Annotated in this window: 11 protein-coding genes; 9 read left to right on the forward strand and 2 right to left on the reverse strand. The window is 64.6% G+C overall.

Annotation, left to right across the window (positions count from 1 at the left end):
• Positions 1 to 313, reverse strand: a 313-nt coding sequence (locus MOV75_RS10555; protein WP_247005625.1) for a hypothetical protein, incomplete at its 3' end; no start/stop codon positions are given.
• Between the two features lie 192 nt (positions 314 to 505).
• Between MOV75_RS10555 and MOV75_RS10560 the strand changes: the two genes are divergently transcribed.
• On the forward strand, positions 506 to 1,150 hold the full coding sequence (locus tag MOV75_RS10560) for a trimeric intracellular cation channel family protein (protein ID WP_246922977.1): 645 nt from the start codon (positions 506 to 508) through the stop codon (positions 1,148 to 1,150).
• A 153-nt stretch (positions 1,151 to 1,303) separates the two neighbouring features.
• Here MOV75_RS10560 and MOV75_RS10565 read toward each other — a convergent pair whose 3' ends face one another.
• Entirely contained in the window at positions 1,304 to 2,521 is a 1,218-nt protein-coding gene (locus MOV75_RS10565; protein ID WP_246922980.1) for a cytochrome c, read from the reverse strand.
• Between the two features lie 281 nt (positions 2,522 to 2,802).
• Here MOV75_RS10565 and MOV75_RS10570 point away from each other — a divergent pair, with 281 nt between their 5' ends.
• From MOV75_RS10570 to MOV75_RS10605, 8 genes are all read left to right on the forward strand, one after another.
• Positions 2,803 to 6,294, forward strand: a complete 3,492-nt coding sequence (locus MOV75_RS10570; protein WP_246922983.1) for an indolepyruvate ferredoxin oxidoreductase family protein — start codon at positions 2,803 to 2,805, stop codon at positions 6,292 to 6,294.
• A 948-nt stretch (positions 6,295 to 7,242) separates the two neighbouring features.
• Positions 7,243 to 8,400 (forward strand): thiolase domain-containing protein, encoded by a 1,158-nt coding sequence (locus MOV75_RS10575; RefSeq protein ID WP_246922986.1) that lies wholly within the window; start codon positions 7,243 to 7,245, stop codon positions 8,398 to 8,400.
• Positions 8,400 to 8,789 (forward strand): Zn-ribbon domain-containing OB-fold protein, encoded by a 390-nt coding sequence (locus tag MOV75_RS10580; protein ID WP_091957356.1) that lies wholly within the window; start codon positions 8,400 to 8,402, stop codon positions 8,787 to 8,789. The genes MOV75_RS10575 and MOV75_RS10580 overlap by 1 nt, the downstream gene beginning before the upstream one ends.
• 232 nt (positions 8,790 to 9,021) lie before the next feature.
• Entirely contained in the window at positions 9,022 to 9,882 is an 861-nt protein-coding gene (locus MOV75_RS10585) for a MaoC family dehydratase (RefSeq protein WP_246922988.1), read from the forward strand.
• A 163-nt stretch (positions 9,883 to 10,045) separates the two neighbouring features.
• Positions 10,046 to 10,924 (forward strand): SDR family oxidoreductase, encoded by an 879-nt coding sequence (locus MOV75_RS10590; protein ID WP_246922991.1) that lies wholly within the window; start codon positions 10,046 to 10,048, stop codon positions 10,922 to 10,924.
• A gap of 126 nt (positions 10,925 to 11,050) precedes the next feature.
• Positions 11,051 to 12,004, forward strand: a complete 954-nt coding sequence (locus MOV75_RS10595) for a dihydrodipicolinate synthase family protein (protein ID WP_246922994.1) — start codon at positions 11,051 to 11,053, stop codon at positions 12,002 to 12,004.
• Positions 12,005 to 12,008: 4 nt separating this feature from the next.
• Positions 12,009 to 12,803: an NUDIX domain-containing protein gene (locus MOV75_RS10600; protein ID WP_246922998.1), complete on the forward strand. Its 795-nt coding sequence runs from the start codon at positions 12,009 to 12,011 to the stop codon at positions 12,801 to 12,803.
• A gap of 80 nt (positions 12,804 to 12,883) precedes the next feature.
• On the forward strand, positions 12,884 to 13,422 hold a 539-nt coding region (locus MOV75_RS10605; RefSeq protein ID WP_247005627.1), incomplete at its 3' end, for a DMT family transporter.

Here is a 13,422-nt window from a genome sequence, read left to right on the forward strand (position 1 = left end):
CGGTGTTGGTGCGCGGCGTCACGTCGCGCATGCCGGGAGGCGCGGCCGGATTGGAGGGCTGCGTCTGTGCCGTCTGCGAGGCCGGTGCGTTGCTGGCCTGATTGGTCGTGCTGGTATTGTTCAGGCCGTAGAACACGGCACCCAGCACCAGTGCAATCGCAACGGCGAACAACGCAACCTTGCCGCTGGAGGCGGGGCCTTCGCCAAGCTCGGGATCGGCCTGAAGGTCGGCATCCCGGCGCGCCGCGCGAAGATACTCATCGTCGGCGAGGTTCGGGCGGTACGGATCGTTGGGAAAACGGTCGTCAGCCATCGATTAGGTCTCCTCGGTTATGACGGCCGGACAACCCGTGGATGCGAGATTCTGTTCCGCGTTCCCTATGCTTTCGTCTCATGTTGCCCTTATGCCGGGAATCGGGAACCTGTCTGGCAGGGAACTGGACGCGAGTTCCATTGCCGCGACGAAGGGAACAAGCCCAACGGAACAAGCCCAAGGGAATAAGCCATGTGGAGTCTGCCGCCGACGGATAGCGTACTGCATTTCCTGTCCCTGGTCGCGATAGCCGCCCAGGGCATGACGGCGGCGCTGGCTGCCGGACGCCGCAGCATGGACTGGTTAGGAGTCTGCTTTCTCGGCTGCATCACCGCGCTCGGCGGCGGTACGTTGCGCGATCTCTTCCTCGGACATTATCCGTTGGCGTGGGTACAAAACCCGACCTACCTCGCGCTCGCCGGCGGTGCCGCTTTCCTCACCATCCTGTTTGCGCGTCTGGTGCACCGGTTGAAGGTCGCCTTCATCGTGCTCGATGCCATCGGGCTCGTCGTCTTCACCATGATTGGCTGCGATGTTGCCTGGCAGATGGATGCCTCGCTGCCAATCGTAATCGTGTCCGGTATGGTGACGGGCTGCGCCGGCGGCGTGCTCCGCGACGTGCTGTGCAACGACGTGCCGCTGCTGTTTCGCTCCGAGCTCTATGCCAGCGTCTCGGTGGTGACCGGCCTGTTCTACGCCACCGCGTTCGGCCTCAAGCTCAACGCCGAGATCTGGACGATCCTGACCTTCGTGCTCGGTCTCAGTTTCCGCCTGCTCGCGGTGCGCTACAGATGGGAGATGCCGAAATTCGTGTTCACGGGGGACGATGAGAAGTAGAGGTTGCGTCGCCGCACTCTATCCACGTCGTCATTGCGAGCGCAGCGAAGCAATCCAGGAGTTTTCCGCCGAGGGATTCTGGATTGCTTCGTTGCATCAGCGCAAAATTGCTTCGCAATTTTGTCGCGAGCCCCTCGCAATGACGGGGAGAGACTATTCTTCCCTCCGCGCCTTCGCCACCTGCGCCGGCGTCACCAGCACGCCGGCATTGCCCCAGGAATTGCGGATGTAGTTCGTGACTGCCGCGATCTCCTCATTGGACAGCTGCTTGGCATAGCCCGGCATCTCGCCGGTGTTGGGCGCGCGCGGCGTGGTCACGGTGCGGGCGCCGTCGAGAATGATGCGCAAGGTGGAGGACGGATTGATCGATTGCAGCAGCGCATTGCCCGGCAGCGGCGGATAGATCCGCGGTGTGCCCGAGCCGTCGGCTTCATGGCAGGCGATGCAGAGCTTTGCGTAGACCGCTTGCCCGGCCTCCATCTCGGCTTCGTCGGGCGGCGTCACGATCGTCTCGCGCCGTGCCGGCGGCAGGCTCTTCAAGTAAACCGCGATCGCGCGCACATCGGCATCGCTCATCTTCGAGGTCGACTTGACGACCACTTCCGCCATCAGCCCGCCTGCGTGGCTCCTGGCGTTGCGTCCGCTCTGCAGATACTCCGTGATATCAGCCTCGCTCCACGATTTCAGCCCTGTGCGGGTGGCGCCATCGAGGCGCGGGGCAAACCAGCCGCCGATCTCGTTGCCGGATAGCGCCTGCGCCTCCTTGTTCGCACCGAAATAATTCTTCGGCGTGTGGCAGGCGCCGCAATGGCCGAGCCCGGTGACGAGATAGCCGCCCCTGTTCCAGGCCGCGCTTTTGCTCTGGTCGGGTTCGAACAGGCCGGGCTTGAAATACACGGCGTTCCAGACCCGCATCAAGCCGCGATAGCCGAACGGCCAGCGGAGCTCGGGCTGCTTGTTACGGCTGACGACAGGCGCCAGCGTGCCGAGATAGGCGCGGATCGCAAGCGTGTCGTCCTTCGTCATCTTCGTGAAGTAGGGGTAGGGGAAGGCCGGATAATAGTTCGAGCCGTCAGGCGCGATCCCGGTGCGCAAGGCGCGGGTGAAATCGGCATCTGGCCAGGCGCCGATCCCGGTGTCGCGGTCCGGGGTCAGGTTCGGCGCGTAGATCGCGCCGAAGGGGGTGTCGATGCGCTTGCCGCCCGCGAACGGTTTGGCGGGATCGGCGGTGTGGCAACCCGCGCAGTCGCCGGCCTCGACCAGCGTCTTGCCGTAGGCGATCAGCTCCGGTGACGGCTCGGCAGCCACGCTTGCAACCGCACTGCACAACGCCAAGCCCGCGAGCGCCAAGCCAGCCAGAATCGTCCGCATCAAAGCCACTCCTGCGACCATCGCCCGCATCCCCGCACGAGGCCGCGTCAATTCATTTCGCGACGGCGGGGGTATGGTGACACAAATTGAAAATGCCCAGCGTGTTTCAGGCCACGAAATTGCGATTTTTACCCGGCGCCGCCCAAGCGGCAGATTTGTGATGCGGAGCGTGAAATATCCGACATAGAGTGGCGGAGTTGGTCGGCGCGCCCTAGCTAAAAACAACGGGCAGGCAACGGCTTAAGTCAGCAAGACCTGAACAGGGCGGCAAAGAGGACAACATGGGCATCAACCAGGGTCCGATCAGTCTCGATCAGAAATACACCCAGCAGACGGGACACGTCTTCACCACGGGCATCCAGGCGCTGGTCCGCCTGCCCATGGCCCAGATCCGCCGCGACCGTGCCGCAGGGCTGAACACCGCAGGCTTCATCTCCGGCTATCGCGGCTCGCCGCTCGGCGGCTACGACCAGCAGCTCTTTGCCGCCCGCAAGCATCTCGAAGCGTACAACATCAAGTTCCAGCCTGGCGTGAACGAGGATCTCGCGGCCACCGCCGTTTGGGGCTCGCAGCAGCTCAATCTCTCGCCCGGCGCCAAATACGACGGCGTGGTCGGCATCTGGTACGGCAAGGGCCCCGGCGTCGACCGTTGCGGCGACGTGTTCCGCCATGGCAATGCCGCGGGCTCGGCCAAGAACGGCGGCGTACTGTGCCTTGCCGGTGACGACCACGGCGCAAAATCCTCCACCGTCCCGCATCAATCCGACCATGCCTTCATGTCGGCGCTGATGCCGTATCTCTATCCCTCGAGCATCCACGAGATGATCGAGATGGGCCTGCTCGGCATCGCAATGTCGCGCTACTCCGGCTGCTGGGTCGGCATGAAGGTGATCACGGAGACGGTGGAGACCACCGCCGAGATCGACCTCACCGACGAGATGAAGCCCTTCATCATCCCCGCCGATTTCGAGCTGCCGCCCGGCGGCCTCAATCTGCGCTGGCCCGACGACCGCTTCGAGCAGGACCGCCGCCTGCAGGACTACAAGGGCTTTGCCGCGATCGCCTTTGCGCGCGCCAACAGGGTCAACCGCGTCACCATGGATTCGCCGAATGCCCGCTTCGGCATCATGGCCTCGGGCAAGAGCTATGAGGATGTGCGTCAGGCGCTGCGTGAGCTCGGGATCACCGAGGAGGTCGCCGCAAAGATCGGCCTTCGCCTCTACAAGATCGGCATGCCATGGCCGCTGGAGCCGGAAGGCGTGCATGAATTCGCGGTCGGCCTAGAGGAGATCTTCATCGTCGAGGAGCGCCGCGAGATCGTCGAGAACCAGGTCAAGCAGGTGCTGTTCAACTGGCGCGACGACGTTCGCCCGCGCATCGTCGGCAAGATGGACGAGCACGACAAGCGCTTCCTGACCTTCGCCGCCGAGCTCAGCGTCGCCTCGCTCGCGACCTCGCTCACCGAGCGACTTCTCAAGCTCGATCTCAATCCCGAGATCGCCGAGATGCTCCGCGTCAAGGCCGACTGGTTCAACGGCCGCCAGGCGACCCAGATGCAGGCGGTCGCACCCGTTTCCCGAACCCCCTATTTCTGCTCCGGCTGCCCGCACAACACATCGACGAAAGTCCCCGAAGGCAGCCGCGCCATGGCCGGCATCGGCTGTCACTTCATGGCGCTGTGGATGGACCGCTCGACCGAGACCTTTACCCATATGGGTGGCGAGGGCGTGCCGTGGGTCGGCATCGCCCCCTTCACCAACGAGAACCACATCTTCGCCAATCTCGGCGACGGCACCTATTTCCACTCCGGCCTGCTCGCCATCCGTCAGGCAGTCGCCTCCAAGACCAACATCACCTACAAGATCCTCTACAACGACGCGGTGGCCATGACCGGCGGCCAGCGCCATGACGGCGATCTCTCGCCGCAGCAGATCACCTTCCAGCTCCACGCCGAGGGCATCCGCGAGATCTATCTGGTCTCGGAAGCGCCCGACACTTATCCCGCCGACACCATCGCGCCCGGCGTGAAGAAGTATCACCGCGACGAGCTCGACCGCGTCATGAGGATGTGCCGCGAGTACAAGGGCACCTCGGCGATCGTGTTCGTGCAGACCTGTGCCGCCGAAAAGCGCCGCCGCCGCAAGCGCGGCCTGATGGAGGATCCGGCGCGCCGCGTCATGATCAACCCGGCCGTCTGCGAGGGCTGCGGCGACTGCTCGGTGCAGTCGAACTGCATCTCGGTCGAGCCGCTGGAGACCGAGTTCGGCCGCAAGCGCGCCATCAACCAGTCATCGTGCAACAAGGACTATTCCTGCGTGAAGGGCTTCTGCCCGTCCTTCGTCACCGTCGACGGCGGCAAGCCGCGCCACCGCGCGCCTGGCGAGCTCGCTGATATCGGTGAGCTGCCCGAGCCGGCCTCGCGCCCGACCCTCGACAAGCCCTACAACATCGCGGTCGGCGGTGTCGGCGGCACCGGCGTTCTCACCATCGGCGCACTGCTCGGCATGGCTGCCCATATCGAGGGCAAGGCCTCGATGATCCTCGACATGTCCGGCCTCGCGCAAAAAGGTGGCGCGGTGCTCAGCCATGTCCGCCTGTCCGATCATCCGGCCGAAGTGACCTGCTCGCGCATCGTCACCGGCACGGCCGATCTCGTGCTCGCCGCCGACGAGGTGGTTGCGGTCGCCAAGGATACGATCTCGCTCTGCGATTCCACCCGCACCCGCGGCATCATCAACAGCCACGTCATTCCCACCGCCGATTTCGTCCTCAATCGCGACTTCAACTTCCAGACCCGCAAGCTGAACGGGCTCTTGGAAACCGCGCTGCACAAGGACTCCGTCTTCTTCGACTTCACCAAGCCGGCCGAGCAACTGCTCGGCGATGCCATCGCCACCAACATGATGATGATGGGCTACGCCTATCAGAAGGGCCTGTTTCCGCTGTCCGCGGAAGCGATCGAGCAGGCGATCGAAGTCAACGGCGTCTCGATCAAGATGAACAAGGAAGCCTTCCGCCTCGGCCGCCTCGCGGTCGCGGATCCCAAGCGGCTTGCGGACATGCTGAAGGGGACGGACGAGGTCGTGGCGCCCAAGACGCTGGAGGCGATGACTCTGGACGAGGTCATCGAGCATCGCGCCAAGCACCTGGCCGCCTACCAGAACAGCCGCTTGGCCAAGCGCTATCGCAAGCTGGTCGACCAGGTTCGCGATGTCGCGGTGAAGGGCGGCTATGGCGATGCGCTGCCGCGCGCGGTCGCGGTGAACTACGCAAAGCTGCTGGCCTACAAGGACGAATACGAGGTTGCGCGCCTGTTCAGCGACGGCGCCTTCGAGCAGCAGCTCCGCGAGCAGTTCGAAGGCGACTTCAAGTTCAGCTTCAATCTGGCCCCGCCGATCCTCGGTGGCGGCCTCGACCCGCTGGGACGTCCGAAGAAGCGCACCTTCGGCCCGTGGATGCTCAACGTCTTCCGCGTGCTGGCGAAGTTCAAATTCCTGCGCGGCACGGCGCTCGACATCTTCGGCCGCAGCGCCGACCGCAAGCTCGAGCGGGATTTGATCGCCGGCTACGAGAAGGACGTCGCCACGGTGCTCGGCTTGTTGTCGCCGGTGACGATCGACACCGCGGTGGAACTGCTCTCGCTGCCCGACCGCATCCGTGGCTACGGCCCGGTGAAGGAGAAGGCGGTGGCGGATGCAAAAGCCCGCTACGCCCAACTCGCCGCCGATCTCGCGAGCCCGCCGCCCGCGCCGCGGCAGATCGCGGCGGAGTAAGGCGGTCTCGTAGGGTGGGCAAAGCGCAGCGTGCCCACGTCTTCGGCATTGATCTCCGCGAGATGGTGGGCACGGCGCGTTGCGCCTTTGCCCACCCTACGGCACCATCCGTTGTGCTGCCTGTCGGGCAAAACACCCAAGTGAGGGGTCAATCCCCTGTCACAAAAACATTCCACTTTACCGAAATTCGGAATTGTCGTATCCGTGCGTTACCTCATCCCTCTCAGAGGGGCGTATCGCGATCGTCACGAAACGCGGGGTGAGCGGCGGTGGACGCGGGCTGCGTCACGCGAGCGATTGTCTCGCGGCACGACGGGCGCGGTCTCGCGTACGGCAAAATCGTGTGGTCCTGACGCCCGGGGTCTGTGCGTCAAGTCTTGCGATCGCTCGCAAGGCGACGGGGGCAATAGTGCAACGCTCCCCGGGGAGAGCACGACATAAGCCGTAAAGCCACTGCGCAGGGAAGGCCGGATGTCTGGCCACACCTGTATGCCACTGTGCAGCCTCTTGTAGCGCAACCTTCGCACAGTGGACCGTGGGTGCCCGGCCGGCACCCGGTCTTCCCTGCGCCCTCTGTTCCGACAGGGGAGCGAGACGGAAGCAAGGCTCGGGCGTGAAGCGCCGCGAGGTTGCTTCAACGCGCTCGCAATGCTGTTGAGGCAAGTCGCACTCCATAACCGTCATCCTGAGGCGCTCGCCTCTTCGGCGAGCCTCGAAGGACGACGGCCCGCCTGTCGCGGCGCGGCTGTCGAGATAGCCGGGCCGTGCATCCTTCGAGGCTCCCGGCGCGATGCATTGCATCGCGCCACTCGCGCCTCAGGATGACGGAATGGGAGTTGCGCCAACCCGCTACCCCTCTCGCGGGGCGGAATATTTCCGCCCTTGCCAATCAGCCCACTGCGGTTCAGAAAAAAGAGCCAAGAAGAAACGCGAGCGGAGACCTCTGTTTTGACCATCAAGGGCAAGGCCTACATTGCCGGGATCTACGAACACCCGACCCGGCATGCGCCGGACAAATCCACCGCCCAGCTCCATGCCGAGGTCGCCAAGGGCGCGATCGAGGATGCCGGGCTCTCCAAGGACGATGTCGACGGCTATTTCTGCGCGGGCGACGCGCCCGGCGGCGCCTGGCCGATGGTCGACTATCTCGGCCTCAACACCAAGAAGCTCCGTCACGTCGATTCCACGGAGACCGGCGGCTGTTCCTACATCATTCATCTCGGCCATGCCGCGGAAGCCATCGCCGCGGGCAAGTGCTCGATCGCGCTGATCACGCTCGCCGGCAAGCCGCGCACCGGCGTGATGCCGCCGCGCGCGGCCGGTGCGGAAGCCGATTTCGAGTCCGCTTATGGTGCGACCACCCACAATGCCTATGGCATGTGTGCCATGCGCCACATGCACGACTACGGCACCACCAGCGAGCAGCTTGCCTGGATCAAGGTCGCGGCCTCGCATCACGCGCAATACAATCCGCATGCGATGCTCAAGGACGTCGTCACCGTCGAGGACGTCTTGAACTCGCCGATGATCTCCGATCCCTTGCATCGCATGGATTGCTGCGTCGTCTCCGACGGCGGCGGCGCGCTGATCGTGACCACGCCGGAGATCGCCAGGAGCCTGAAGAAGCCGCTGGTCAAGCTGATCGGCCATGGCGAAGCCATGAAGGGCCCGCGCGGCGGCAAGGATCTCGATCTCACTTACTCTGCCGGCATCTGGTCCGGCCCCCGCGCGTTCGAGGAAGCCGGCATCACGCCGAAGGACATCAAATACGCCTCGATCTACGACAGCTTCACCATCACCGTGCTGATGCAGCTCGAAGACCTCGGCTTCTGCAAGAAGGGTGAGGGCGGCAAGTTCGTCGCCGACGGCAATCTGATCTCGGGCGTCGGCAAGCTGCCGTTCAACACCGATGGCGGTGGTCTCTGCAGCAACCACCCCGTCAACCGCGGCGGCATGACCAAGATCATCGAGGCCGTCAGGCAGCTGCGCGGCGAGGCGCATCCGAAGGTGCAGGTTAGGAATTGCGATCTCGCCATCGCCCACGGCACCGGCGGCCTTCTGGGTGTTCGCCACGCCGCCTCGACCGCCATTCTGGAGCGCGTGTGATGGTAGATGCAAAGAAATATCCGGCGCCGGTGACGAACCCCGAGACCGCGGCGTTCTGGGACGCCGCCAAGCAGGGCAAGTTCATGATCAAGCGCTGCACCGCCTGCGGCGAAGCGCATTACTTCCCGCGCTCGATCTGCCCGTTCTGCTACTCCGACAAGACGGTGTGGGAGGAAGCCTCGGGCGAGGGCACGATCTACACCTGGAGCCTGATGCGGAAATCGCCGACCGGCCCTTACGCCATCGGCTACGTCACGCTGAAGGAAGGCCCGTCGGTGCAGACCAACTTCGTCGACTGCGATCTCGAGAAGCTGAAGATCGGCCAGAAGGTGAAGGTGGTGTTCAAGCCCACGGATGGCGCGCCGCTGCCGTTCTTCACGGTGGCTTAAGTATCTTCTCCCCTCATGTCCGCCGAAGCCTTGGCGAAGGCGGATGTGGGGGAAGGTGGCGCGAAGCGCCGGATGAGGGGTATCGCTCCGCGGGGAAAGCTCTCGTCGTGGAAGCAACCCCTCACCCAAATGAGTTTGTTGCGGGCAGCATCTGGCCCTCTCCCACAAGGGGAGAGGGCGCATTAATAGGCGCCGCCGCCCGCTGAAAGAACGCCGGGAGGAAACCAGAAACATGTCCGCCAGATACGAAGAACTGAAATCCCTCAAAAACCTCGGCCAGAAATACGCCTACACCGACCGCGAGGTGATGCTCTACGCCTACGGCATCGGCCTTGGCGCCGATCCCATGGACGAGAACGAGCTCGCGTTCGTCAACGAGGGCACATTCACGCCGCGTCCGCTCAAGGTGGTGCCGACCTTCGCGTCCGTTGCAGCGTGGGGCTCCGGTCCGGGCGAGATGAACCTAAATCGCGTGATGGTGGTCGACGGCGAGCGCGACATCACCTTCCACCAGCCGCTGCCGGTGGCTGCCAACATCACCGCCGATTCTTCCGTGCTCGAGGTCTACGACAAGGGCAAGGACAAGGGCGCCGTCATCGTGCACCAGACCGTGCTGAAGAACGAGAAGGGCGAGAAGCTGGCAACGCTGGTCGCCTCGCGCTTTGCCCGCGGCGACGGCGGCTTTGGCGGGCCGAACCTGACCCAGCCCGATCCGCACAAGATCCCCTCGCGTAGCCCAGACAAGACCATCGACATCACCACGCGCCCCGACCAGGCGCTGGTCTACCGCCTCTGCGGCGACCGCAATCCGCTGCACTCGGACCCCGAGTTCGCCAAGAAGGCCGGCTTCCCGCGCCCGATCCTGCACGGCATGTGCACCTATGGCATCACCTGCCGCGGCGTGCTCCAGACCTATGCCGACTACGACGCTTCCGCGTTCCGCCAGCATGTCGCGCGGTTCTCCTCGCCGGTCTATCCCGGCGAGACCGTGACCATGGACCTCTGGAAGGACGGCAACGTGATCTCGTTCGAAGCCAAGGTGAAGGCGCGCGGCGTCGTGGTGATCAAGAACGGCAAGACGGTGTTGGGTTAGGCCGGTCTCGTGCCCCGGACGCAGCGCAGCGCTCCCTAAGCGGTGCGCTGCAGAGCCGGCCCAGAGAGGCCACCAAGAAAGAACTGGGTCTCGGCTCTGCGCCGCAGCGTTTCACGCTGCATCGCGTCCGGGCCACGATAAAAACAAACAGGGAGAGGCCACCATGGGACTACTCGACGGCAAGGTTGCGCTGATCACCGGCGCGGGCGGGGGCCTCGGTGAGGCCTACGCAAAGCTGTTCGCGCGGGAAGGGGCCTCCGTCGTGGTCAACGACCTCGGCGGGCCCCGCGACGGCTCCGGCGCCGACAAGTCCGTGGCGCAGCTTGTGGTGGACGCGATCACGGCCGAGGGCGGCAAGGCGGTCGCCAACGGCGCCGACATCTCCACCATGGAGGGCGGCCAGTCGGTGTTCGACGACGCCATCAAGCACTTCGGCCGCGCCGACATCCTGGTCAACAATGCCGGCATCCTGCGCGACCAGACCTTCGCAAAAGCCACCGAATCGGACTGGGACAAGGTGATCAAGGTGCATCTGAAAGGCACCTTTTGTTGCACCCTGCCGGTGTTTCGCTGGATGCGGGAAAACGGCGGCGGCGTCATCGTCAACACCTCCTCGACCTCAGGCCTGATCGGCAATTTCGGCCAGACCAATTATGGAGCTGCCAAGGGCGGCATCTGGGGCCTGTCCAACGTGCTGGCGATCGAGGGCCGCAAGTACAACATCCGGATCTGGACGCTGGCGCCGGGCGCCCTGACCCGCATGACCGCAGACCTGCCCCGCTATAAGGAGAACCCGGGCGCCGCGCTGGGGCCGGACGGCATCGCGCCGGCCGTGCTATACATGGTCAGCGATTTGTCGGGCGACCAGACCGGCAAGGTGCTGGGCGTGTCCGGGCCCCGCGGCGTGCGCGAGATGCGGATGATGGAAATGGAAGGCTGGAAACCGCCGCACACGGGCTGGAAGGCCCAGGACATCGCCGATCATGCCAAGGAGATTTTCTTCTCCGAGGAGCAGATCAAGATGGGGGCGCGGAGGTTTTAGGCTGGTTTGTCGTTCCGGGGCGATGCGAAGCATCGAACCCGGAACCTCGAGATTCTCAGGTGCGCAATTGCGCACCAGAGTTCGGCTCTGCGAGCCGCCCCGGAATGATAGAGAGAGACGAGACTGATGAAACTCACCGCCGACGCCAAGGGCACTTTCGCAATCGCGCCGACACCGTTCCACGACGACGGCCGGATCGACGAGCGCTCGATCGACCGCCTGACCGATTTCTACGAGGAGGTCGGCTGCGACGGCGTCACGGTGCTCGGCATCCTCGGCGAAGCGCCCAAGCTCGACGCCACTGAAGCCGAGCAGGTCGCGGTGCGCTTCGTCAAGCGCGCGAAGAAAATGCAGGTGATCGTCGGCGTCTCCGCGCCGGGCTTTGCCACCATGCGCTCGCTGGCGAAGGCCTCGATGGATGCGGGTGCGGCCGGCGTCATGATCGCGCCGCCGCCGTCGCTTCGCACTGATGACCAGATCATTGGCTATTTCAAGCAGGCGGCGGAAGCGATCGGGCCTGATGTGCCCTGGGTGCTCCAGGACTACCCGCTGACGCTCTCGGTGGTGTTCACGCCCGCCGTGATCCGCAAGATCGTCATGGACAATCCGAATTGCGTGATGCTCAAGCACGAGGACTGGCCGGGGCTGGAGAAGATCACGACACTGCGCGGCTTCCAGAAGGACGGTTCGCTCCGTCCGCTCTCGATTCTCTGCGGCAATGGCGGCACGTTCCTGGACTTCGAGATGGAGCGCGGTGCCGACGGCGCCATGACCGGCTACGCCTTCCCGGAGCTTCTGATCGACGTCGTGAATCTCTCCAAGGCCGGCAAGCGCGATGCCGCGCATGACCTGTTCGACGCGCACCTGCCGCTGATCCGCTACGAGCAGCAGCCCGGTGTCGGCCTGACCATCCGCAAATACGTGCTGCAGAAGCGCGGCATCATCGCCTCCAGCGCCCAGCGCAAGCCCGGCGCGACCATCACGGCGATGGCGAAGGCGGAGGTCGAGTACCTGCTGTCACGCGTCGCCCGTGTCGACAAGCGCGCCAATCTCGGCCCGCAATCAAGCGCCGCGGGTTAGTCGCATGGCCGAGACATCAGCATCACGCCCGGCCTCGACCATTCTCCTGCTCCGCGACGGCGCTCAGGAGATTGAAGTCTTCATGATGGTTCGCCATCATCAGATCGAGTTCAGCTCGGGCGCGCTGGTGTTTCCCGGCGGCAGCGTCGATGCCGGTGACAAGGAGATCGTCGCCCGCACCGATCTGTATTCGTGCGGCGAGGGCTTGAGCGAAGCGGACCGCGGCTTCCGCATCGCCGCGATCCGTGAGACCTTCGAGGAAAGCGGCATCCTGCTGGCGAGCTCGAGGGAGACTGGTGCGCCTGTCGATGCCAAGCGTGCCGGCGAACTCGCAGATCGGCACCGCGTCGCGCTCAACGAGCACAAGGTCAGCTTCCTGAGCATCCTGGCCGACAACAATCTGCAGCTCGCGCTCGATTCGCTGGTGCCTTACGCGCACTGGATCACGCCCGAGGGCATGCCAAAACGCTTCGACACCTGGTTCTTCCTTGCCGCAGCGCCGCCCGATCAGCTCGGCGCCCATGATGGGCGGGAGTCCACCGATTCAATTTGGGTCTCGCCGCGCGAGGCGGTGGAGGGCGGCGAGAGCGGTCGCTTCAAGCTGCCGTTCCCGACCACGCGCAATCTGATCCGGCTGGCGAAGCAGCCAACGGTGCAGGCCGCGATGGAGCATGCCAGGGGCTTGTCGATCGTCACGGTGATGCCGGTGATGACCAAGACCGAAACCGGCCGCCAGCTCCGTATCCCCCGCGAGGCCGGCTATGACGGCGAGGTGTTCGAGGTGGGGGCACTAGGCTAAGACACTTCGACACCCGACGAAGTATTAAGGACTGCGGTCGCGCTAGGTTCCGTCCATCGCGAATGGATGGGACGCACAGAGTGGACAACCGGCAGGACACCAACATCGCCGTCGAGCTGGCGCTCCTGGTCGCGCTCGCAACGCTCTGGGGTGGTTCCTACACCTTCATCAAGCTCGGCGTTGCCACCATCCCGCCGATCACGCTGATCGCGGCGCGCACCACGATCGCGGGCCTGTTGCTGCTGGCCGTCATGTGGGCACGCGGCGTCCAAATGCCGACGGATGCCGCGACCTGGCGGCGGTTCGCGTTCCAGGCCGTACTCAACAGCGTGATCCCCTGGACGCTGATCGCCTGGGGCGAGCGCCACGTCGATGCCGCGCTGGCCACCATCCTCAACTCGGCCGGACCGATCTTCACCTTCCTGCTCACTGCAATCGTGACCCGTCACGAAGCGACGACACCTCGAAAGCTGTTCGGCGTCGTCGCCGGCATGGCCGGCATCCTGCTGATCGTCGGCGTCGATGCCTTCCATGACGTCGGCGGCGGCCTCGTCGCCGAGGCCGCGATCGTCGCCGCCACCATCTGCTATGCCTGCGCCGCGATCTTCGGCCGCAGCTT

This window comes from Bradyrhizobium sp. PRIMUS42 (assembly GCF_023006515.1).
GTDB lineage: Bacteria > Pseudomonadota > Alphaproteobacteria > Rhizobiales > Xanthobacteraceae > Bradyrhizobium.

Coding starts and splice junctions, on each gene's coding strand:
- MOV75_RS10560 (WP_246922977.1), top strand. CDS start 506: ATGTGGAGTCTGCCGCCGACGGATAGCGTACTGCATTTCCTGTCCCTG.
- MOV75_RS10565 (WP_246922980.1), bottom strand. CDS start 2,521: ATGCGGACGATTCTGGCTGGCTTGGCGCTCGCGGGCTTGGCGTTGTGC.
- MOV75_RS10570 (WP_246922983.1), top strand. CDS start 2,803: ATGGGCATCAACCAGGGTCCGATCAGTCTCGATCAGAAATACACCCAG.
- MOV75_RS10580 (WP_091957356.1), top strand. CDS start 8,400: ATGGTAGATGCAAAGAAATATCCGGCGCCGGTGACGAACCCCGAGACC.
- MOV75_RS10585 (WP_246922988.1), top strand. CDS start 9,022: ATGTCCGCCAGATACGAAGAACTGAAATCCCTCAAAAACCTCGGCCAG.
- MOV75_RS10590 (WP_246922991.1), top strand. CDS start 10,046: ATGGGACTACTCGACGGCAAGGTTGCGCTGATCACCGGCGCGGGCGGG.
- MOV75_RS10595 (WP_246922994.1), top strand. CDS start 11,051: ATGAAACTCACCGCCGACGCCAAGGGCACTTTCGCAATCGCGCCGACA.
- MOV75_RS10600 (WP_246922998.1), top strand. CDS start 12,009: ATGGCCGAGACATCAGCATCACGCCCGGCCTCGACCATTCTCCTGCTC.